This is a genomic window from Ehrlichia chaffeensis str. Arkansas (assembly GCF_000013145.1).
GTDB classification, from domain to species: Bacteria; Pseudomonadota; Alphaproteobacteria; order Rickettsiales; family Anaplasmataceae; genus Ehrlichia; species Ehrlichia chaffeensis.
In genome coordinates this window covers 418,453-442,239 of the sequence record NC_007799.1, presented here as the reverse complement: position 1 = coordinate 442,239, position 23,787 = coordinate 418,453, and the positions used below count along the sequence as shown (strand labels likewise).

The window sequence follows — 23,787 nt, the reverse complement described above, 5'->3', positions numbered from 1 at the left end:
TTCATTCTCATTAAATTAACAATACATAGCTTTAGCTAAACACATACAACGATCTACATGTTGAGATACTTATTTGTAAGATAATTTTTATAGAAATTAACATTCAATTTCTGACCTGTAACTTTTTTTAACAAATCCATGCTACTGTACTTCGTACTGTAATCACATACATTCTTATTTATCCACAGGATAAATGATGATAAATCCCCCTTTTCTACTTGTGACAACACTTGAACATCAGTATTCTTCATAGTAGAAAAAATCTGAGAAGCAATAATAGCAGAAATCATACAACAAGGAAAATATCCAAAAATACCACTCACCCAATAATCATCTTGTAAAAACCCTTCCAAATCATTCTTTGGAGCAACATTAAAATAGTGTTTCATTCCTTGAATCCAAGCATCTGGCAAGTCTTGTACTTGCAAAGAATCACTTATCATTTCCTTTTCCAAAGTATACCGCAGCATAATATGAGCTAGTAGAGTCACCTCATCAGATTTATGCATCAACAAATTAGGTTGCACTTCGTTAAAATATAACTGAATATTCTCATAGTGCCCAACCTTACCTCTAAAAGAAAATCGCTTCTTTAAATTAGGAGATATAAACTTTACAAACTCCTTACTCATCATTAAGTGATTCGATGTTAACAGCCCCAAAATTTCAGATAGAATGTTATTTAAGTTCCACCCTACAGGTTGTTTATGCCACTTCTCAGGTAAATTCAAAGCATACAAAGCATAACCTATTTTTCTGAATAAAGTTTTTAACCCGATTCTGTAATCATCTTCACTATAATTAACTAAAAAAGGTAAATCTTTCCCAAATGAATATCTATTATTTACATAATCACTATTAATAATATTACTGTTTGTCATACCAAAACTCGACAAAGCATCATAACCTAGAAGTATCTGTTTCTCTTCATTAATACCTTTTGGATAACAAATCTTATTGTGTTTCTGCTTATCACCCACCTCAGTGATAAACTGACGGAAAAAAGCTCCTATTTCAGTAAATATAGCATCTACTTTTCTTGTATTCAATTTACTATCTTGTAGTCCTAAAATAACATCATATTTAGAAATCTTTAAACTCTCAGCTTTAATAGAAGCAATATCACTTACCAATCTTACAACATCAGACAATAAAGCAACTATATCTTGTATAGAAGCATCACCATTACGGAATAATACCCAAGAATTTTTACACTTAACTTGCGCTCTATAAAGGTCTAATACCAACTCCACAGGAACTGCACTACTATTCTTATGTATCAGCTCAATATGGTTCAAGTTAGCAATTTCCCAGTCATTTAATTGTGCTTTATTAGCTACAGAATGTTGTATCATATCGCCGATCATCTCACTATTAAGAATCTCATGCTTAATTTCTTTAAGGGTACAAATGTGCTCTATTTTATCGCAAAAATTACCTTCACTAGTTTCTAAAACATTAATAATAGAATTAATATTTCCAATTTTACCAAAAACTTGCTCCAAAAATTTATAATGTTTCATATGTATAATATTCCGTAGGTTAAATTCACTTAGTCAGTTAATCAAAAATTCATTTAAATAATATCAATAAGCATGCTAGAACTTTTCTAAAATATACTAATCACACAACGCATACCAATATACACTACACCAGGTAAAACATTAATACAAAAATATTGATACAGAAAATCATCACACAATTTCCAATAATATAGTTGATAATGATAATTGATTATATTAGCGCAATACAACACAAAATATCAATATTTCTCTGTCTAAAAAATTTAAATAAATTCTATTAAACCAAGACAATAAATACAGTCATTGATTACACAACCTTTGCATTAAGCACTACGCTATACACTACATCAACATTATAAAAACATTTAAACACTCTCACAAAATAACTTGAATGCACGTTTTTTACTATTGATAAATTACAGATTTATCATAACAAATTTCATGTTAAATCCTTTTTAACGTTTTAAAATCAACCACTTTTCTTGAAATAAAAGAATTACTAGAAAATAAAAAAAACAATGAACGTGCAATAACTCAGATACTGAATTTTACAACATAATTTGTATATAAAATACTTGTATATCTCATAATATTTGCTTTTTAATAACATCAAAATTATCAATTTCTAACTAGAGTAAATTATTGTATAAATCCAGTAATATAGCTACAATTTGATTTTTCTCTTGACTTAAGATAATTTTAAGCAATGATCATGATAATCTTGTTTAAAACAATTGAGGCACTATGAAACATAAGTTGGTATTTATTAAATTCATGCTACTATGCTTAATTTTAAGTAGCTGTAAAACTACTGATCATGTTCCATTGGTAAATGTTGATCATGTGTTTTCTAATACGAAGACTATTGAAAAAATATACTTCGGTTTTGGAAAGGCAACAATCGAGGATTCTGATAAAACAATACTTGAAAAAGTTATGCAAAAGGCAGAAGAGTATCCTGATACTAATATCATTATTGTTGGACATACCGACACTAGAGGAACAGATGAATATAATTTAGAATTAGGCAAACAGCGTGCAAATGCTGTTAAAGATTTCATTCTAGAGCGTAATAAGTCTTTAGAGGATAGAATTATTATAGAATCTAAAGGAAAGTCTGAACCAGCAGTTTTAGTGTACTCTAACAATCCAGAAGAAGCTGAATACGCTCATACTAAAAATCGTAGAGTTGTGATAACACTTACTGATAATCTTATATATAAAGCTAAATCTTCAGACAAGGATCCGTCCTCTAATAAAACAGAACAATGATAGATAATTGAAATGATTTTTCATAAACAGTTGTCATTTCAATCTACAAATTTTTAACAATATGCATTACTTTCTACATATGTTTTCAGTATGTAAAAAGTAATGTATTATTGTTTATCCCATACAAAAAGCCTTATACATATAAGCTATGTATTGATTAAAATATTACATACATAATTTCTCAACATTGAAATCCAATACCAGGTTTCTGGGTTGATACTATACACATAGGACACTATGACTACTAAATCATTTGACACAATTTCTTTATTTTGTTAGTGTGGCTTGGGATTTATACAGAAAAGCTATGGTAAATATAGTAGTTGTAGGGTTACAATGGGGTGATGAAGGAAAAGGAAAAGTCGTAGATTGGCTATCCACTAATGCAGACGCTGTCGTGAGATTTCAAGGAGGCAATAATGCAGGACATACTATAGTCATAAATGATAAAGTATATAAGTTAAACCTTCTTCCATCTTCTGTTTTACAAAACAATAAACTGTCCATAATAGGAAATGGAGTAGTTTTGGACCCTTATGCACTTGTTTCAGAAATTGATAACTTGAAAAGCAGTGGTATTAACATTACTACTCAAAATCTTGCAATATCAGAATCTTGTCCACTAGTGCTTAGTGTACACAAACAAGCAGATATACTGTTTGAACAACTTAGACAAGATACTATAGGAACCACAAACAAAGGAATTGGCCCATGTTATGCAGATAAAATCAGCAGAAGAGCTATCAGAGTATGTGATTTACTAGATACAAAAGATCTGCTATACAGCAAAGTTAATCATCTTCTAATCTACCATAATCTATTAAGAAAAAGTCTTAATACCCCACCTATAAAGGCAGAGGATATAGTTAATGAACTGTTGAATATTGCCCCAAAAATTTTACCATTCGTACAACCAGTATGGAAAACCATATATAATTTAACACAACAAAATAAGACAATAATTTTTGAGGGAGCACAAGGAACATTCCTAGATATTGACCATGGAACATATCCTTTTGTTACATCAAGTAATACCATAGCATCACAAGCATGGGTCGGATGTGGTATCAATCCATCTAATAAGTCTTACATACTGGGATTAGTAAAAGCCTATACAACAAGAGTAGGTAATGGTCCATTTTTTACTGAACAAAACAATGATATAGGAAAAATCATGTTTAAAACAGGAAAAGAATTAGGAACTGTCAGTAATAGGAAAAGAAGATGTGGATGGTTTGATGCAGTACTAGCACGACAAGCAATAATGCTATCTGGAGTATCAGGATTAGTTATGACTAAGCTCGATGTACTAGATCAATTCAGTGAAATAAAGATATGTGTAAAATATAAATACGGAGATAAAACATACGATTACCTCCCTGCTTCACCTCACATACAAAGTAATTTAGAACCAATATATGAAATACTTCCTGGATGGCAAACAAGCACATTTGGCAGTGTATCGTATAAGGATTTACCACAAAACGCTATATTGTACATAAAGAAAATAGAAGAAATCCTAAAAGTCCCTATTCATTTGATTTCTACAGGCCCAGAAAGAAATTCTATGATTATACTCAACAATGATTTTCTACAATAGCATATATACTTAAAGATACTTAAGTTTTATTTGACCGTAGATCATAAGAACACAAGAAAAAGTCATGCTATATTACCTTAAATTGTCCATATAAGAGCCCTACTATACAATTTCACTTCATAAAATACTTTAAAAACAAGAAAATATTAAAATCATATTCAATTAATACCTAAAACACGTAGTAAAAAATGTGAATTATTACAAATGTACATTCTGCAAATTAAAAAGAATTATAATAGTCACTCTTACTAAAATAATACTGTCACTTAAATTATTGATGTGGAAATAAGTGATTAAAATCTAATATATCCATTCTTATAACAGAAAATTTATCATGTTATAAAACAGATTATAAAGCAGAAATTTAAGTATATTCATTACTATTGATCATTATAATACTCTTATTACCTTATATCCTATATATAGGTATACAGCATCATCTCTAATAGAGTGGTCACCACATTTACAATATCCACCTGTAAAATATTGATACTACTTTTCTACATTTGATAAACTTTTATTATATCAAGCACTTGTTGTAAAATTAATACAGCTGAAATTTTATCATCAATTGCTTGAGATTCTTTTCTTTTAATATTAGCTAATTTTGCTAGCCTTGTAGCCATAGCAGTGCTATACCTCTCATCATGTAAACAAATATTAATTTTATATCTTGTTATAATCCGATTTGCAAACATCACTACCTTCTGACACAATTCGTTTTCTACACCACTCAATTCAAGCGGCCAACCTATAACTATCGACCCTACATCATTCTCTACAAAAATACTATATAAGCTACCTAAATCTTTTCTACTGCTTCTTCTAACATACACACTGTAAGGTATTGCTATTAAATTTGTTCTATCACTTAACGCTATCCCTATCTTTTTCTCTCCAAAATCTAAACCCATTATTCTTTTTGTCTTATCTATAACCTTTATAAATTCATCAACATTTTTATACAACATACCACTTCCATTCATTCTAGAATATTATGCGTCAGTACATATATTGCTAAACATTACCGCAACATATAACAAACCAATTATGACCCGATATTATTGATATACTTTAGTAAAAAGATAGAAATTTCTTAAACTTTCATACATCCATAAAAATGAACTATAATAACGCACTTAATTTTTTAAGCTGATCATCTTTTTGTCTTATCTATATAACCTTTATAAATTCATCAATACTTTTATACAACATACCACTTCCATTCATTCTAAAATATTACGCGTCAGTACATATATTGCTAAACATTACCTGAACATATAACAAACTAATTATGACCCAATATTATTGATATGCTTTAGTAAAAAGATAGAAATTTCTTAAACTTTCATACATCCATAAAAATGAACTATAATAACGCACTTAATTTTTTAAGCTGATCATCTTTTTGTCTTATCTATATAACCTTTATAAATTCATCAATACTTTTATATAACATACCACTTCCATTCATTCTAAAATATTACGCGTCAGTACATATATTGCTAAACATTACCGCAACATATAATAAACCAATTATGACCCGATATCATTGATATACTTTAGTAAAAAGATAGAAATTTCTTAAACTTTCATACATCCATAAAAATGAACTATAATAACGCACTTAATTTTTTAAGCTGATCATCTTTTTGTCTTATCTATATAACCTTTATAAATTCATCAATACTTTTATATAACATACCACTTCCATTCATTCTAAAATATTACGCGTCAGTACACATATTGCTAAACATTACCTGAACATATAACAAACTAATTATGACCCAATATTATTGATATGCTTTAATAAAAAGATAGAAATTTCTTAAACTTTCATACATCCATAAAAATGAACTATAATAATACACTTAATTTTTTAAGCTAATCATCATAAATATGAAACACTAACTTTTCATTTATAACATGCACTAGTAAAATAAACGCTCAGTATGATATAGCAGCAGTATACTAACTGCAAATAATGAAGAACAGTAATTACTTAATAATAAGATCTACTACTGACAAGATAAACACTCATTATAATCAAAGTTTGTAATTTGCTTATATTGTTCAATTGATTTTTCTAATGCCCCATGAGATACTTTATCTGCACGTTGGATTGATTTTGATCTACAGTAATACAAACTTTTCAATCCTTTCCTCCAAGCAAGAAAATGTATTTTATGCAAATACCTTTTGTGAACATTAGCAGGAAGAAAAATATTTACAGATTGTGCCTGGCATATATATTTTGATCTATCGCTTGTATGCTCAATTATCCACCTTTGATCAAGTTCATATGCAGTTTTAAATATTAATTTTTCTTCTTCAGTTAAAAAATCCAAATGCTGTACAGATCCCTCATTAGTTGATATAGAAGACCATACCTGTTCATTATCTTTACCTTTTAGCTTTAACAATTTTTGCAAAAACTTATTTCTTACAATAAAAGAACCAGTTAAAGTTTTATGTGTAAAAACATTTGCTGCATATGGTTCAATACCAGGAGAAGTATTTCCAGCAATAATAGAAATTGATGCAGTAGGAGCAATAGATAACTTATTTACAAACCTCTCTACAATACCAGCATCTTGTGCATCAAGACAAGAACCTTTTTCCATAGCAATATTATAAGACGCAGCATCTGCATGTTTTCTTATATGAGAAAATATCTTTTTATTCCATATTGTAGCTGCTACAGATTCAAAGGGTATCATTTTACTTTGCAAAAATGAATGGAACCCCATCACTCCAACTCCTATACTACGTTCACGCATCGCAGAATATTTTGCTCTTTCCATTTCACTAGGAGCTTTTTCTATAAAATCAGTTAGCACATTATCAAGAAACCTCATAACATCTTCAATAAACAACGAATTGTCCTTCCATTGTTCATAATATTCAAGATTCAATGATGCAAGACAACATATAGCAGTACGTGACTTATTTAAATGATCATATCCAGTAGTGAGAGTTATTTCTGTACATAAATTAGACATTTTTATGTCTAAATTCAGTCTTTTATAAATTTCAGGTTTATTGTTATCAACTTGGTCAATAAATAATATATATGGCTCACCTGTTTCAACTCTTGTTGTCAAAATTTTTATCCATATATCACGTGCTTTTATAGTAAAAAGTACCGACTGATCTTTAGGGCTGATCAAATCCCATGGTTCATCATTTTCTACACATTTCATGAATTTATTTGATAATACAACCCCATGATGTATATTTAATGCTTTTCTATTAGGGTCACCACCTGTTGGTTTTCTTAAATCTAAGAATTCTTCAATCTCTGGATGCCAAACAGGCAAATATACAGCAGAACTACCCCGACGTAATGATCCTTGACTAATTGCCAAAGTTAAAGCATTTTGGACTACAATAAACGGTATAATACCAGAAGTTTTACCACTACCACGTACTTTTTCACCTATAGAACGCAAATTTCCCCAATAACTTCCTATTCCACCACCCTTAGATGCCAACCATACATTTTCATTCCATAAATTAACAATACCTCTTAAACTATCTTCTGTTTCATTGAGAAAACATGAAACTGGCAACCCTCTATTTGTACCACCATTACTTAGTATAGGAGTAGCAGGCATAAACCATAGTTGACTCATATAATCATACAACCTTTGTGCATGTTCTGGATTGTCTGAATAATATTCAGAAATTCTTACAAACAGTTGTTGATAATCTTCATTTTCAAGTAAATACCTATCAGACAATACAGCTTTGCCAAAAGCTGTAAGATTATTATCTCTTTCATAATCAACAATTACTGTCCCCATAATCTCTACCTTTCTTATTATTCAAACCCTATGCATAATAGGAATTATTGCTCACGCATACATATTGTATATATTTACTATATAAAGCACAATATATAGAAATGCAAAACATCTATTAAAAAAAATTGTACTGCAAAATCATCTAATAATTGTGATTAATATAACAAATGCCCCCAATAGGAAAGCAAGTTTTTATTTAAAACTACGAAAAATACAAAAGAAAGAACAAAAGTGACTCCCACGGGAGTCGAACCCGCGTTACCACCGTGAAAGGGTGGGGTCCTAGACCACTAGACGAAGGAGTCATGCCAGCTGATTATAAAAGTGAATATCAGCATAGTCAAACATTATTCTCAGCAATTTACTTATTATGTAAATATACATACTAAAATATGTTCATTATATAAAATATCTATTAAAAGAAATGACAAAATAGCTAAAAAATTAAATAAAAGATAATATAAATCTTTTATAACAACCACTATAAATTACATTGCATATTATTCTCAGACTTTTATAATCTTTGATACAAAGGAAACAACATATAGAGGGAAATTTGTACTGCAATATATCAGATTTAATGAAACATCATAGTAGCTTACTCGTCAAACAACTAGAAAGTATTCTACCAGAAAATAATCAAGATATATTATTAACATCCATGAGGTATTCTATGTTTGCACCTGGCAAGCATATACGTCCTTTTCTCGTTAATGCTTCTGCCCAAATATTCAACGTTAATGTAGATAGAATTCTACCTGTCAGTGCAGCTGTAGAAATTATACATGTTTATTCATTAATACATGATGATTTACCAGGTATAGATAACGAAAACATACGTCGAGGACAAGCAAGTTCCCACAAAAAATTTAACGAAGCAATTGCAATATTAACTGGTGACGCACTATTAACTCTAGCATTTGAAATATTATCAACAATTGATGAATCACCATTTATACGTTGCTGTATGATAAAAGCATTAGCTAAAGCTTTAGGTTATCAAGGCATGATACAAGGACAAATACTTGATACAGAAACTATAGCAAAAGACACAAATGATATACAAGCCATCCACGTGTTGAAAACAGCCCAATTTTTCTCTGTAGCATGTGAATTAGGAGGAATATTAGGGAATGCATCAAATATTGAATTAAATGCTCTAGCTAACTACGGATTAAACCTTGGACATGCTTTTCAAGTAAAAGATGACATTGCTGACGCAAATCAGGATAAATCAAAAAACAACATCCTCAATATATTAAATAACGAAGATGCTCAAAACTATCTTAATAGCTTGATAGACAAATCTATCGAACATTTAACTATTCTTTCACATAAAGCAGATATCCTACACAGTTTAGCTGAGTTTATAAGAAATTTATAAAAAAACATGAAGAAAATATTTTATAGATTATTATATGTCTGTCTTACCATAGTAGCTATAACACTTGTAGGAAAAGCATTAACAATATTATACACAAAAACAACACTCAACCAACATACAAATCTTTCTAATAAACCATACAAAATTAATGTTAATCATTCTCTGACACACATTATAGGATATGATTTATTAAGACCAATCATTGAATCTCGTATTGATTACTACATAAAAATAAATGGATTAGTTGATTACCTTGAGCACATTAAACATAAAACTATAAAACCAGATCTCTTTAAAATACACGATATTGTAGAAGGAAATGGTAAAAAAGCACTATGTGGACAAAATATTTCCGCAATAATACATAAATTCCTATATGATTCAGAAAGCAAAAACATCCTTTCTCAAGCATTAAAAAATATTCCACAGGAAGTAACATTTAAATTAGGAGAAAGTATTATAAAAGAACTAAATTATACAATAGCAGGTATGGAAGAAGAAGGTGAACGTATTATTATACTAACAGACCAAGAAGGCAACTTAAAAGAACAATACTATGTTAAATTAATATCCATTAATTCATCATATCCAGATGAAGTCAATGATATATTAATTTTTAACAATACTATTGAAAATTATGAAGGTACTGTCAATAAGATACACTGTGGAGATAGTGTAAGCGTAAAATATACAGTACGAGAATCAAATGGAAAAGTATTACTAGAAGATCAAGAATTAAAAGTAGAAATTGGCAAAAATGAAGCTCCTCTTGCGATAGAGTTAGGACTCATTAATATGAGATCAGATATGACACGATCCATGATTGTATCTCCTAAACTTTTTACTAATTTCGAAAAACCTGAAAATTTTGATGAAAATAGTATTAAAATAATTGATATGAACATTATTGAATAATATTTCCAAAAACTATTAGAACTATACATCACATAAAGTGACTATTAAAAATCAAACTCTTCTTATATAAAATTGTGGATTATTAACATAAAGATCAGATATAATATAGCTTTTTGCTTACCTTTTTGAAAAGCACAGAAATAACATTAAAATAATTAACACACTATCTAATGACACTCTAAAAAATTATTAACACCATAATCCACATTTAACTAAGAATCATAAACCATAAGTATATGATCATCTATAAAACAAAATCATTATTACTCTATACTAGCTAACCATTTCAATAATTGAAGAATGAGTATTCAAATTTCCATTAAGCAACAACACTATTTCTTCTACAACGACGGAGCTAATAAAAATACCTATGCCAATACAGACCATTAATCCTGATAAGATTATTATGAACATATATTTTAGGTAAACTATCAGAATATGACTACCTAAAACAAAATCATTATTACTCTATACTAGCTAACCATTTCAATAATTGAGGAATGAGTATTCAAATTTCCATTAAGCAACAATACTATTTCTTCTACAACGATGGAGCTAATAAAAATACCTATGCCAATACAGATATTAATCCTAATAAGATTATTATGAACATATATTCTAGGTAAATTATCAGAATATGACTACCTAAAACAAAATCATTATTACTCTATATTAGCTAACCATTTCAATAATTGAGGAATGAGTATTCAAGTTTCCATTAAGCAACAATACTACTTCTTCTATCAACGACGGAGCTAATAAATACCCATGCCTATACAGACCATTAATCCTAATAAGATTATTATGAACATATATTTTAGGTAAATTATCAGAAAAGGCTGCTCTACAATTCACTGACATATCTATAATTCTTGCTTCAGCAAAACCCTTATGCACTGAATAAGCAGCAGATAGTAACTCTAGTACAGATTGTACTGAAACTTCAGACATATCACAACTTTCTATTTCAGTAGCTCCAATAACAAATTGAAAATTCTGTCTAGGAACTATATATATACTATACCTGGGATGCACCATTCTAATTGGTCTGTTTAAATTAACTTGTGGAGCATGTAATAACAATACTTCACCTCTCACCCCTCTTATATTAGGCAAATCACTTTTTGCTCCTATACCTCGACAATCAAAAACAAAATCAAACCTATATTCTTTACCACTTTCTATAACCACAATTTCATCTATAATTTTATCAACAACAACATGTTCATACCAAGTAACATTATATTGTTCTAAAGTACGCATTATATTATAAAAGAGCTGAGAGCTATCAATTTGTGCCTCTCCTGGTATATATAATCCATAAGGAAAAGAGAGATCAGGTTCAAATATTTTTAAAGCATTCTCATCTATTATCTCTAAATTACTAACATGTGATTTTCTTTTTATAAGCATCATCATTCTTTCAAGGTCTGACATGTCATTTCTGTGAGCTACTACTATACTGCCAAGCATCTTAAAAGAAGTATTACCCAACATACTATTGAGAATTTTTGGCCACAAATTTAATGACTTTATACCTAAATCAAAAACTATTTGCTCCATTTTTTCTGATTCTGAATATAAAGCAAGCATACCTGCAGCAATAGCACCACAACTTCGTCTATCATTTTTACCAAATTTATCAAACAAAGTAACTTGCCAACCATCATGTAATAGCCTTAACGCTAATAATCTACCTACTAATCCTGCGCCTACAACCCCTGCTTTTTTATTCATGATCAAATCTAGTATAAAATTTCCAAACAATAATCTTTATAGTAACATAATTTCTCATTTCATACCTTAAAAGCATCTTAATAAAAACATGAAATCCTACATAAAAAGTACTTCATTACATTAAAACTAATATTTAAACACCAAACTCCACCTACAAATCACTTTTTCAAAAGTAAAACCACACTACATCTTAATATACTAATACAAACTCTCTTGTATTTTTCATGATAAAAAATTACCATGAAATCCTATATAAAAAGTACTTTATTATAAAAACTAATATCTAAACATTAAACTACACTTACAAATCACTTATTTAAAAGTAAAACTACACTATATCTTAAATATACTAATTGAACTCTCTCCTACCTTTCATTATAAAAAATTACCATGAAATCCTACACAAAAAAGTACTTTATTATAAAAACTAATATCTAAACATTAAACTACACTCACAAATCACTTATTTAAAAGTAAAACACACCACATATTAAATACACTAATTGAACTCTCTCCTACCTTTCACTATAAAAAATTACAATCATACAATTTTGAATATTTCACCATATACAAATAATCATCATTTATAGTAAGTTAGACACTTACTACATTACATATCCAGTGTATAGGTGAACATTTGATCAAATATTTTCATTGAGAATGAATTACATAGTTTTTGTTATTAGGAAAATTTCTACACATTTTAGTATACAAGACCAATAATGTATTAAACTGTTTCATACTGTAGAAATTCCTTTAAAAATATCTCACACATATATTTCTATTTATTATAGCAAAATTTCAACGTATATCTTGTACGTAAGATCACTACTACTACTATTTGCAAAAATAAACCTACTCATTTTATACAGTGATCTCTATCTAGAAAGCCACAGTATAAAAAAACGAATTTTAAAAATTAAAATCTGCAGGATTATATTTTGCTGTGTAATCCCTAAATCTACCTTTTTCTGCTTCAAAAAATAATTTAATATTTCCAATTGGACCATTACGCTGTTTTGAAATCAATATATCTGCAACATTACTTATTGAATTCATCCTTTCTTGCCATTCAACATGTTTAGCTGTACCTTCAGATGGCTGTTTTCTAAGTTCATAGTATTCTTCTCTATATAAAAACATTACAACATCAGCATCCTGTTCTATACTACCAGAATCCCTTAAATCCGATAACTGAGGCTTTTTATCATCACGCTGCTCAACTAACCTTGATAATTGAGATAAGGCTACAACCGGTATATTTAATTCTTTTGCAATAGCTTTTAACCCTTGTGTAACTTCTGATACCTCCTGAACTCTATTTTCCCCACTGCGTTTAGTCGTACCCTTGACTAATTGCAAGTAATCTATAAAAACAGCTTCCAAATTATACAGCTGATGCATCCTACGAATTCTAGTTCTTAAGCTACTTATAGAAATACTAGATGAATCATCAATAATTAACGGCAAATTACATACCTTCGTACTAGCATCAAGTACTTTTTTAAGTTCTTCCCCACTAATTTTTCCAGATAATGCTTTATAAGAACTTACATCTGATTCAATTGCTATTACCCTAGAAGCCAACTGCTCCGCTGACATTTCTAATGAAAAAAAACCAATATGTTGCCCATTGTACTGACTACTATTACTTAAAATTTTACATGCATTTAATGCCATATTTAGTGCTAAAGCTGTCTTACCCATAGATGGACGTGCAGCTAAAATAAGTAAATCAGACTTCTGTAATCCATTTAGCAGCTGATCTAAATCACGAAACCCTACAGACACACCTTGCAATGTCCCTTCATTATTTTTTGCAAATTCTATTCTTTTCTTAATATTTGCAACTAAAAGTGCAAATTGATGATAAGTTTTATCAGATTTTCCTTGATTGCCAAGTAAGAATAACTTTTGCGCAGCACTTTCTATTTGATAAACTGCAGAATTATCAACATCATAATTATATGCACCACTAATTAAATCTTGCCCAAATGAAATCAGGCATCTCCTCAAATAAGTATCAACAACTATATTTGCAACATTCTTAATATCAAAAATAATACTAGCTTTTGCTGCAATTTTTGCTAAATAGTCAACTCCACCAGATTCAATTAAATCTTCATCATTATCAAAAAACATTTTTAAGCTAACTTCATTAGCGACCAATCCACGCTTATTAATTTTTACTATTTGTTCAAAAATACGCCTATGAAGACTATCAAAAAACACATCACTTGTTATTATATCTTCAACCGCATCACAAATTCTATTATCACGCAACATTGAACCCAATAGTATTTGCTCAGCTTCAATATTACAGGGAAGCTCAGACATTAATTGGCCAAAATTCTTACTAGTGTTTGATTTTAATTCCAAAATACCCTCTCAAAATAACATTACTACAATTTAGATAAAAACTCGATTATAACTATTTATAACATCTTACAGTCACTAACAACTTAAAAAAACCCAATTAATATATTTCCAACTTCACATTACAATTTCTTCTCTAACACACTTATTTAGCAACAATAAGAATACATTAAATTCTTGTAATAATTAGAGTTTTATTTATAGCACAACTTCATGAATAAAATTTCTCTATAATTTATTGCTTGATAAACATACTAAAAATTACTATGCTTCATTACTCATATATTTAAAAAAATGAAATCTTACATTTGATAACATATAAATGCTACTTATATATCAACACTTACAAGTATGATAGTGTACAAACTTTCTCAATATAATAATTAAACAACCTTATTTATCAGACTTATAATATCACACAACATATGTATTATAACAACTATTATCGATATGTAGATTTATCGTTACTTTTAGATTTTATAAAGAGAAAGTACTGATTAACTATTTAGATCTTCCCCTATACTTTCCTTGAGATAAGGATCTCATACTAACAAACATTTGCCAAAAGCCTGTTTGCTCTTTATCAAACTTCAATCCAGCAAACCTTTGTAATTTCTCTGACATCACAAGCTTAGTCCACTGGCCTATTGGCTCCATAACATTAATAATTTTAATATTACTTTTATACTCTACTTGATCTCTAGCAACATCATTTATTAACATCTGATGTTTTATAAGCTCTTTTTGTTTTTTCTCTATATACCTTTTATATTTCTCTTCATCTGTTAGTTGATCTTCATCATAATCATTATCAACAAATATTTTAAAAATACTCTCACGTATATAACTTTTATAGAAGGTAAATAAAGCAATACAAATGCCTAAAATACCTAAAGCTAGGACTAAATAAATAAGAATATCAAAATACATAAAAATATATAAAAACTCTACGTGTATATTATATCACAATTTTACCACAATGGTAACCACCCCCTTTATCAAAATATATAAATACTAATCAACTCCTTTCTATTATATAATACTCCTTTAACTAAAAAATAAAACAGTGTTTAACTATACATACATGAAATTAGCTATATCAAAAGCACAAGAAGATCTGCTAGAAGTACCTGTAGGAGCAGTTATAGTACATAACAATGAAGTAATATCTTCTGCTAATAACTCAAACATACATGATATAGATCCAACTGCTCATGCAGAAATTTTAGCTATACGAAATGCATGTAAAATATTATCTACTCATATATTAAACCAATGTGATATATATGTAACCTTAGAACCATGTGCAATGTGTGCACAAGCAATATCATTTTCTAAGATACGTAGATTATATTTTGGAGCTTACAACAAAAAATATGGAGCAATTGAAAATGGAGCTAGAATTTTTCAATTTTGCCATCATGTCCCAGAAGTATATGGTGGAATATTAGAAGCAGAAAATACAAAACTTATAACAGATTTTTTTAAAAAACTAAGAAAAGAGTAATTTATAGATAACTTAATTTCCACTAATCAAAAATACATCACTGTTTTTAATACAATCTAACAGCTAAATACGTACTAAACATGTTCCCCAAGTAAAACCACCACCTATTGCTGCCAATATAGCAATATCGTGTTTCTTTAACTTTCCAGAACTCTTTGCATAAGATAGCGCTAAAGGAATTGATGCTGCAGAAGTATTACCGTGCCAATTAACACTAACAACCATTTTTTCATAAGGTATTTTCAGTCTACGTGCTACCAATTCAATAATACGGATATTAGCCTGATGTAAAACAAACCAATCAACATCATTTATTTCTAAATCATTTTGGTCTAAAATTTCAAGTATAGAAGCGCTCAATTTTTCAATTGCATGTTCAAATACAATAGTACCATTCATACAGATTGTCCCAGCATGACCATTATATGCAGTACCACCAGTGGTATACAATAAATCACAAAAAGCTCCATCAGAATGTAAAATAGTTGATATAATACCACTATCCTTTTCAGAATTGTTACCTAAAACTACTGCACCTGCTCCATCACCAAATAAAACACACGTTGATCTGTCTTGCCAATCTAAAATTCTAGACATAATTTCAGCCCCTATAACTAAAGCTGTATTTACCTGACCAGATTTAATAAAATTATCAGCAATAGATATTGCATATACAAACCCAGAACATACTGCTTGAATATCGAAAGCAAATGCATTTTTACATTCTAATTTATCTTGCACTATAGTAGCACAACTAGGAAAAGTTCTATCTGGAGTAGTAGTAGCAACAATGATTAACCCAATGTCATCCTTATGAACACAAGCATCAGTCAAAGCTAACCTTGCTGCATTTGCTGCCATATCTGATGTCATTTCATTATTCTCAGCAATATGCCTTTGCTTTATACCAGTCCTTTTTACTATCCACTCATCACTAGTTTCAACAGTTAAAGCAAGTTCATCATTTGTTACTATTTTTTTAGGCAAATATGAGCCTATTCCCAGTATAGTAGATCTTTTCATAGAATAACATTAACTTAATTCATGAATAATTTTAGCATTGATATCATTACGCACAGCATTTACAGTCACTTTAATAGCATGAGCAAAAGCTACCTTATCAGCATTTCCATGACTTTTCACCACAACACCATTTAGACCTAATAACATAGCCCCATTATACATTTTAGGATTAAACCTCATAAAATCTTTTTTCATCTGGGATTTTAGCAATAATCCTGCAAATTTTGATATTATAGAACTAGTAACGGACTTTTCAAAAACTGACTTAAAAGTATATGCAATAGACTCAGCTACCTTTAATACAATATTCCCACAAAATCCATCAGTAACTACAACATCAACTTTATCTCCTAGTATATCAATAGGTTCAATATACCCACAAAAATTTATCCTACCTTCAGCTTGTTTCAATAATAAAAATGCTTCTCTGATAACATCTGTGCCTTTAACTTCTTCTTGGCCAACATTTAGTAATGCTACTTTAGGGCTAGCAATATTCAACACAGCTTTTGCAAAAGCACTCCCCATAATAGCAAATTGAAATAAAGCATTTGAACTGCTTTCAATATTTGCACCCAAATCTAATAATACAAAATACTCCTCACCTCTAGAAGGAAGAGCAGTACAAATCGCTGGACGATCTATGTTAGGAAGTGTTCCCAACAAAAAACGTGAAATAGCCATTAAAGCACCTGTGTTACCAGAAGATACAACTCCAGAGGTTACACCACTTTTTATACTATCAATTGCACACCACATACTAGAAGATCGACGTTTTCTTAGCGCAAAGGATGGTTTATCATTTGCTAATACTACTTCTGGAGTATCAATAAATACACTATGTTCTTTTAAATCCTTATATTTATCTAATATAGGCAACACTTGGCTTCCCTGCCCGTATATATTAAAAGAAACATTTTGGTCATCTAATAAATTTGTTAAAGCAAAATCCAACCCGCTTACTACTGCTTCAGGAGCAAAATCTCCACCCATAGCATCCACTGCAATTGATATTATGCTCATTTACATACTTCCCAAAAAATTAAATTAACTATACATTACTACTATCTACTTCTAATACCTGTTTCTCATTATAATATCCACCTAAGCATACATGATGAGATAATTTATACTCCCCTGTTGTCTTATCAATACCAATATTAGGAACTTTCAATCTACAGTGTGAACGGTGCATATTACGACGTGACTTTGACTTCTTTCTTTTTGGTACAGCCATTAATATAACTCCAAAATTAAAAATACTAGCCTACATTATTATTGAAAACACGCAAATTAGCAAATATTTTTCAACTAACACCTAGCAAAAATTTAGAAAATAATTTAAATATTATCATTAACTACTGAATCTCTTACTTACTTATGTACAAAAATTTTAACTTCAAAATTATACATCAACACAATAACGCACGACTAGGTACCATACTTACTCCTCACGGTATAATCAATACTCCAGCCTTTATATTCTGTGCTACAAAAGCAGCTATAAAATCTGTTGATATATCAAAAATTAAAGAATCAAATACACAAATCATATTATCTAATACTTATCACCTAATGTTACAACCTGGTGAAGACATTATTGAAAAATTAGGAGGCTTGCATAAAATTACTGGTTGGAATAAACCAATGCTTACAGATTCAGGTGGATACCAAATATTTAGTTTAGGGTATGGTTCAGTGTCACATGAAATTAAAAGCGCAGGAAGAAAGTACACTTCAAAAACCCTAGTTTCCATTAACGAGGAAGGAGCTATATTTAAATCCTATATAAACGGTAGCACATATCACCTAACTCCAGAAAAATCTATACAAATACAACAAAAACTAGGAGCAGATTTAATTGTTGTACTAGATGAATGTACTCCATTCCATGTTAGTTATGATTACACAAAAAATTCAATGAATATGAGTCATAGATGGGCTGTCAGATGCATTGATCAATTTAAAAAAAATAACAATTATTCTCAAGCATTATATGGGATAATTCAAGGTGGAATTCATGAAGATCTTAGGATTAATAGCTGTAGCTTTATAAATGATATGCCATTCTTTGGACATGCAATTGGCGGTTCATTAGGAGCATGTAAACAACAAATGTATGACATCGTTTCATTAACAACAAGCAACCTAGATAAAAATCGCCCTATTCACCTATTAGGAATAGGCAATATTGATGATATCTTTCAAGGCGTAAAAGCAGGTATCGATACTTTCGATTGCGTATACCCAACAAGAATAGCTAGGCACGGTGGGGCATTAGTAAAACCAAACCACAGAAAAGAAGAAACCCGTACTAAAGAACATATAAATCTACGAAATGAAAGATTTAAAATAGATACAAACCCTATAGAACCAGATTGCTTATGTTTTACATGTTGTAATCATTCAAGAGGATATATACACCATCTTTTAAAAGCACAAGAATTATTAGCTTACAGTTTAATTAGTATACACAATATATATTTTATGAATAACTTAATGGAGTCTATTAGAAAAGCAATACTTAATAATACACTAGCAGAAGAACAAAACCAATGGGTTATAAAATAAAAACTCAGTCTTAAGAGAATTAAAAAAATTCTCCTTAATTAACACTATCAAATTACTTCCTACATTTTACTCACTATGGGTCTTGAAAAAATTTTTCGAATGATTTAATATCCTAATATATGCAATAATCCAGCTTCATATTAACATATAATTTATCTATTATTTTTGTATCTTATCCAAGCCTTCTAAGCCTTACTTTCATTAGCCATTACAGTAAAAAATGCTATTCCATTTACATCTTCATAGATACAATAAATCCCAAACTTACCATGTGGTTATATAAAATATTACTATAACTGATCTACTATATACCTCTGAGTTTTACTTGACTGTGGATTTTGAAAAATCTCTTGAGTAGTATTATATTCAACTATTCTTCCAGAATCAAAAACTGCTACTCTATCAGATATTTTCTTAGCTTGCTTCATAGAATGAGTTACTACAATAATGGTAAAATTTTTCTTTAAGTTTTGTATTAAATTCTCAATTACATTTGTAGCAACAGGATCAAGAGCAGAACATGGTTCATCCATAAGTAACATAGTTGGCCTCACTGCAATAGCACGCGCTATACATAAGCGCTGCTGTTGTCCACCAGATAATTCAAAAGCATTATCTTTTAATCTATCACATAACTCTTCCCACAAACCAACACTTGTTAAGCTTTTTTCTACAATTTCATCTAACTTTTTCTTATTCTTAGCCAACCCGTGTAGTTTTGGACCATAAGCAACATTATCATATATAGACTTGGGAAAAGGATTAGGTTTTTGAAAAACCATACCAACTTTTGCACGAAGAAGAACCACATTCGTATTAACAGAATAAACACCTATGTCATCAACATTTAAACTACCCTTAATTTTACAATTTGATATAAAATCATTCATACGATTAAAACATCTCAAGAAAGTAGATTTACCACATCCTGAAGGACCTATAAAAGCTGTAACTTCTCTTTTATATACATCCAAATTTATATCATATAAAATTTGGTTAGTATCATACCATAAACTTAAATTTCTAGCTGAAGCATGAATTCGTTGTGACATATTAACCCTAATTAAATAACTACTCTACAGCAGCCATCATATCTGACATTGTGTATACACCAGGAGGTTGCTTGACTAACCATAATGCAGCTTTTAAAGCTCCTTTTGCATAAAGGTTTTTATTTAACGTTCTATGATTAAAGTCTATCATTTCCTCATCACTGACAAACATGACTCTATGATCACTTAAATCAGCACCACCTCTAGATACAGAATATCCAATAGTATTCACATCTTTTCTAGCTTCCTGTGGAGTACCTCTCACATATTGAGCCATTTGGAAAGGAACATTTCTTCCCTTAGCTGCAGCTTTTCCTAAAATTAAAGATGTACCAGATGGAGAATCCTTCTTATATCTATGATGCATCTCCCATATTTCAATATCATAATCAAACAGCTTCTTTGCAGCCTCTTGAACCAATTTTGCAAGTATATTAACACCAAAACTTACATTTGTAGTCCATAAAAATGGTATACTCTTAATATAATCTTCAAAAACCATTTCTGTAGCAGCTGGACCAGTAGTACCACTTAATAAAGGCTTTTTCTTCTGTTCAGCCATTTTGATACACTCTAATAACATGTCAGGATTAGTAAATTCTATAACAATATCTGAAGTTTCAAAAAGATGTTCCAAAGAATCAGTAATTTTGACAGAACAATCACATCCTACAACTTCTCCTAAAATTTGCCCAACATGTGGATTTCCTGAACGAACAAGCCCCCCACTTACTTGAGCATAAGGACTCGCTGATATTTCACTAACCAACCTTCTCCCTTGTTTACCCAAACAACCAACTATACCTATATTTACTCGTGTCATAACACACCTCCTATAACCATATATTTACCTTTGTAGTACGCCAATGGTTTATCATCATTATTTAGTTTTGCACAATTTATGACCTCACCAACTATAATCTTATGATCTCCACCATCATATACATATTTCTTAGCACAGTATATATAAGACATGATCCCATTAATGATTGGAATACCATCCAGAACACTATAACTAAAATCTTCCCAATTTTGCACATCACACTCTGCAAAATTTTGAGATATACTTTTCTGTTTATCACTCAATATGTTCACAATAAACTTTGAACATGTATGAAATATTTCAAACCTAGAAGCAGATTTCTCAATTGAAAACAATACCATAGGCGGCACTAAAGAAACAGAATTAAATGAATTCACAGTAATTCCATGCATACTACCATTTTGACTCACTGTAGTAACAACTGTTATACCAGTAACAAACTCACTGAAACAAGATTTTATATGAGTTTTAGACCAATCACCAATCTGCATTTATTTAAATTACCCACCACACAACTACAGCACTATTTCACATTGCTTATAATATTCTACCAAACACAGTGCCTAAAAATAAAATCAACCCTACATATATATTTACTTTAAACATATACATACATTTTTCTGGGTTGTCAAAATCTGATTTTTTATACTGATAATAAAAAATTGCAGCAATAATCAGAATTGCTAGATAAAAAATAGGATGCAACACAGCAATTATTCCAGCAGAAAGCCACATTGTAACAGTAATCATATATAGCCGTCCAATCCATAATCGAATATCATTACCAAATTTTATTGCAGTAGATTGCAATCCTAATTTTATATCATACTCCTTATCTTGCGCAGCATATATAGTATCATAACCTACCGTCCAAAAAATACATCCTATATAAAGTAGTACACAACTTAATGTTAAATGACCAACAGTCATAGTACATCCCATCAATATTCCAGTATTAAAGACTATTCCAAGCAATAACTGTGGCCAAGCAAAATATCTCTTAGCTAACGGATATAAAACAATCAATACCATTGATACAATAGCAATTTTAATAGTATACATATTAGTCAACACAAGTAATACACACGCACACAATAAAAGTATTGCTAATATTTTCAATGCTTGAAAAACACTTAAACTATTATTTGCCAATGGCCTATTTTGTGTCCTTTTTACCTCTGAATCTATTTTTCTATCAAAAATATCATTAATTATACACCCAGCTGGTCTCATAATAAATGCTCCTATGGAACATAAAAACATATAACCACAAGCACGTAATACACTATGAGATACTAGGGCTATACTAGCTAAACTAGGAAATATCAATAATAAAATTATTTCTACACTATGTAACCTCAATAGCAAATGATATTTCCTGAAATTAGATATAATATCCTTTATTTTACACAACATACATCCTCCTAATATGACCAGACATAGAAGTAGCAACATGCGTAACTATACGCACACTACCACTTTAACAAAAATAAAAAAAATTATAGTACCATTACATTAGATGACTACTTTCTTTATCTTTTATAATTCACCATGAATTCACAGCTGTAATTTTAATATTTGAAAACAATTTCAACCAAGAACTAAATTTACAAATTATTATTTCCATTAATCAAATATCCTTCTTGACAAATATTACAACACCATGTAGCTTATAGACATGGTTTTGACATTTATTAGGAAATTCTGGTATGAAGGGGACTTTTCAGCCTAGTAGAATTGTACGCAAGCGTAGACATGGCTTTAGATCAAGAATGTCAACTAAGATGGGGAGAAGGATTTTAAATCGCAGGCGTGCTCAAGGTCGTCGTGTTCTATGCGCTTAAAGGGTGTAGTCACAGTAAAAAAAAGGAAATGTTTTTTATTTGCAAGGAATAATGGTACCTTTGTAGGTGGAAATGGGTTGTTTTTACAGGTCGCCAAAGAGCCTAATGGTCTTTTAGAGGATGGGTGTGTTAGAGTTGGGTTTACAGTCAGTAAGAAAGTTGGTAAGGCTGTTGTGCGTAATAAAGTTAAAAGACGTTTTCGCGTGTTAGCACAAAGTGTTCTTGTTAAATATGCTATTAAGGGATATTATTATATATTAATTGGTAATAGGTATACACCAAAGGTAAATTTTAAAGAAATGTCATTGAGATTAAAAAGTTATTTAAATACTCCAAGTTTATATTCTTAAGAAG

The 23,787-nt window shown here is 29.9% G+C and carries 22 protein-coding genes and 1 tRNA gene; 8 read left to right on the top strand and 15 right to left on the bottom strand.

The genetic code is table 11. From position 1 onward, the window contains the following. Positions 1-53 precede the first annotated feature (53 nt). Positions 54-1,523 (bottom strand): carboxypeptidase, encoded by a 1,470-nt coding sequence (locus ECH_RS01910; RefSeq protein ID WP_006011117.1) that lies wholly within the window; start codon positions 1,521-1,523, stop codon positions 54-56. A gap of 774 nt (positions 1,524-2,297) precedes the next feature. Here ECH_RS01910 and ECH_RS01905 point away from each other — a divergent pair. Then, positions 2,298-2,795, top strand: coding sequence for an OmpA family protein (locus tag ECH_RS01905; protein ID WP_226988433.1), 498 nt, complete (start codon positions 2,298-2,300; stop codon positions 2,793-2,795). Positions 2,796-3,102: 307 nt separating this feature from the next. Continuing rightward, positions 3,103-4,395, top strand: a complete 1,293-nt coding sequence (locus ECH_RS01900; protein ID WP_006011113.1) for an adenylosuccinate synthase — start codon at positions 3,103-3,105, stop codon at positions 4,393-4,395. Positions 4,396-4,895: 500 nt separating this feature from the next. Here ECH_RS01900 and ruvX read toward each other — a convergent pair whose 3' ends face one another. The 3 genes from ruvX to ECH_RS01885 all read right to left on the bottom strand — a co-directional run bounded on the left by ruvX (position 4,896) and on the right by ECH_RS01885 (position 8,506). Then, positions 4,896-5,366, bottom strand: a complete 471-nt coding sequence (gene ruvX, locus ECH_RS01895) for a Holliday junction resolvase RuvX (protein ID WP_011452617.1) — start codon at positions 5,364-5,366, stop codon at positions 4,896-4,898. Positions 5,367-6,413: 1,047 nt separating this feature from the next. Further along, complete coding sequence (locus ECH_RS01890; RefSeq protein ID WP_006011033.1) at positions 6,414-8,201, bottom strand: ribonucleoside-diphosphate reductase subunit alpha; 1,788 nt, start codon at positions 8,199-8,201, stop codon at positions 6,414-6,416. A 232-nt stretch (positions 8,202-8,433) separates the two neighbouring features. Continuing rightward, positions 8,434-8,506, bottom strand: a tRNA-Glu gene (locus ECH_RS01885). Positions 8,507-8,781: 275 nt separating this feature from the next. Between ECH_RS01885 and ECH_RS01880 the strand changes: the two genes are divergently transcribed. Both ECH_RS01880 and ECH_RS01875 read left to right on the top strand, forming a co-directional pair. Further along, positions 8,782-9,585 carry a polyprenyl synthetase family protein gene (locus ECH_RS01880; RefSeq protein ID WP_006011035.1) on the top strand — a complete coding sequence of 268 codons (804 nt, stop codon included), beginning with the start codon at positions 8,782-8,784 and terminating at the stop codon, positions 9,583-9,585. Positions 9,586-9,591: 6 nt separating this feature from the next. After that, positions 9,592-10,500 (top strand): hypothetical protein, encoded by a 909-nt coding sequence (locus ECH_RS01875; RefSeq protein ID WP_006011037.1) that lies wholly within the window; start codon positions 9,592-9,594, stop codon positions 10,498-10,500. Between the two features lie 273 nt (positions 10,501-10,773). Here ECH_RS01875 and ECH_RS04835 read toward each other — a convergent pair whose 3' ends face one another. The 4 genes from ECH_RS04835 to ECH_RS01860 form a co-directional block, all read right to left on the bottom strand. After that, positions 10,774-10,914 (bottom strand): hypothetical protein, encoded by a 141-nt coding sequence (locus ECH_RS04835; RefSeq protein ID WP_011452614.1) that lies wholly within the window; start codon positions 10,912-10,914, stop codon positions 10,774-10,776. A gap of 258 nt (positions 10,915-11,172) precedes the next feature. Then, a complete protein-coding gene (locus tag ECH_RS01870) occupies positions 11,173-12,237 on the bottom strand; it encodes an FAD-dependent oxidoreductase (protein ID WP_011452613.1) in 1,065 nt (354 codons plus the stop codon). Positions 12,238-13,149: 912 nt separating this feature from the next. Then, positions 13,150-14,574: a replicative DNA helicase gene (locus ECH_RS01865; protein ID WP_044148160.1), complete on the bottom strand. Its 1,425-nt coding sequence runs from the start codon at positions 14,572-14,574 to the stop codon at positions 13,150-13,152. Between the two features lie 540 nt (positions 14,575-15,114). Beyond that, positions 15,115-15,543 (bottom strand): hypothetical protein, encoded by a 429-nt coding sequence (locus ECH_RS01860; RefSeq protein WP_006011887.1) that lies wholly within the window; start codon positions 15,541-15,543, stop codon positions 15,115-15,117. A gap of 154 nt (positions 15,544-15,697) precedes the next feature. Here ECH_RS01860 and ECH_RS01855 point away from each other — a divergent pair, with 154 nt between their 5' ends. Continuing rightward, the gene (locus tag ECH_RS01855; RefSeq protein WP_006011890.1) at positions 15,698-16,120 is read left to right on the top strand and encodes a nucleoside deaminase; all 423 of its coding nucleotides are present in this window, start codon (positions 15,698-15,700) and stop codon (positions 16,118-16,120) included. A 63-nt stretch (positions 16,121-16,183) separates the two neighbouring features. Here ECH_RS01855 and ECH_RS01850 read toward each other — a convergent pair whose 3' ends face one another. Genes ECH_RS01850 through rpmF form a run of 3 tightly spaced genes read right to left on the bottom strand, consistent with a single transcriptional unit; the run spans position 16,184 to position 18,380 of the window. Beyond that, entirely contained in the window at positions 16,184-17,143 is a 960-nt protein-coding gene (locus ECH_RS01850; protein WP_011452611.1) for a beta-ketoacyl-ACP synthase III, read from the bottom strand. 9 nt (positions 17,144-17,152) lie between these two features. Next, on the bottom strand, positions 17,153-18,166 hold the full coding sequence (plsX, locus tag ECH_RS01845) for a phosphate acyltransferase PlsX (RefSeq protein WP_006011401.1): 1,014 nt from the start codon (positions 18,164-18,166) through the stop codon (positions 17,153-17,155). 28 nt (positions 18,167-18,194) lie between these two features. Then, positions 18,195-18,380, bottom strand: coding sequence for a 50S ribosomal protein L32 (gene rpmF, locus ECH_RS01840; RefSeq protein ID WP_006011400.1), 186 nt, complete (start codon positions 18,378-18,380; stop codon positions 18,195-18,197). Positions 18,381-18,523: 143 nt separating this feature from the next. Here rpmF and tgt point away from each other — a divergent pair, with 143 nt between their 5' ends. Continuing rightward, complete coding sequence (gene tgt, locus ECH_RS01835; protein ID WP_011452610.1) at positions 18,524-19,714, top strand: tRNA guanosine(34) transglycosylase Tgt; 1,191 nt, start codon at positions 18,524-18,526, stop codon at positions 19,712-19,714. A gap of 290 nt (positions 19,715-20,004) precedes the next feature. Here the strand turns inward: tgt and pstB are convergent, their stop codons facing one another. From pstB to ubiA, 4 genes are read right to left on the bottom strand one after another with little or no spacing between them, the layout of a single operon-like run. Further along, complete coding sequence (pstB, locus tag ECH_RS01830) at positions 20,005-20,766, bottom strand: phosphate ABC transporter ATP-binding protein PstB (RefSeq protein WP_011452609.1); 762 nt, start codon at positions 20,764-20,766, stop codon at positions 20,005-20,007. Positions 20,767-20,785: 19 nt separating this feature from the next. Beyond that, the gene (gene dapB, locus ECH_RS01825) at positions 20,786-21,589 is read right to left on the bottom strand and encodes a 4-hydroxy-tetrahydrodipicolinate reductase (RefSeq protein WP_011452608.1); all 804 of its coding nucleotides are present in this window, start codon (positions 21,587-21,589) and stop codon (positions 20,786-20,788) included. Further along, complete coding sequence (locus tag ECH_RS01820; protein ID WP_011452607.1) at positions 21,586-22,080, bottom strand: flavin reductase family protein; 495 nt, start codon at positions 22,078-22,080, stop codon at positions 21,586-21,588. The genes dapB and ECH_RS01820 overlap by 4 nt, the downstream gene beginning before the upstream one ends. Before the next feature lie 46 nt (positions 22,081-22,126). Continuing rightward, positions 22,127-23,005 carry a 4-hydroxybenzoate octaprenyltransferase gene (gene ubiA / locus ECH_RS01815; RefSeq protein WP_080502263.1) on the bottom strand — a complete coding sequence of 293 codons (879 nt, stop codon included), beginning with the start codon at positions 23,003-23,005 and terminating at the stop codon, positions 22,127-22,129. A 293-nt stretch (positions 23,006-23,298) separates the two neighbouring features. Between ubiA and rpmH the strand changes: the two genes are divergently transcribed. Both rpmH and rnpA read left to right on the top strand, forming a co-directional pair. Further along, complete coding sequence (gene rpmH / locus ECH_RS04740) at positions 23,299-23,433, top strand: 50S ribosomal protein L34 (protein ID WP_011304695.1); 135 nt, start codon at positions 23,299-23,301, stop codon at positions 23,431-23,433. Further along, positions 23,424-23,783 (top strand): ribonuclease P protein component, encoded by a 360-nt coding sequence (rnpA, locus tag ECH_RS01810; protein ID WP_011452605.1) that lies wholly within the window; start codon positions 23,424-23,426, stop codon positions 23,781-23,783. The genes rpmH and rnpA overlap by 10 nt, the downstream gene beginning before the upstream one ends. The last annotated feature ends 4 nt before the right edge of the window (positions 23,784-23,787 follow it).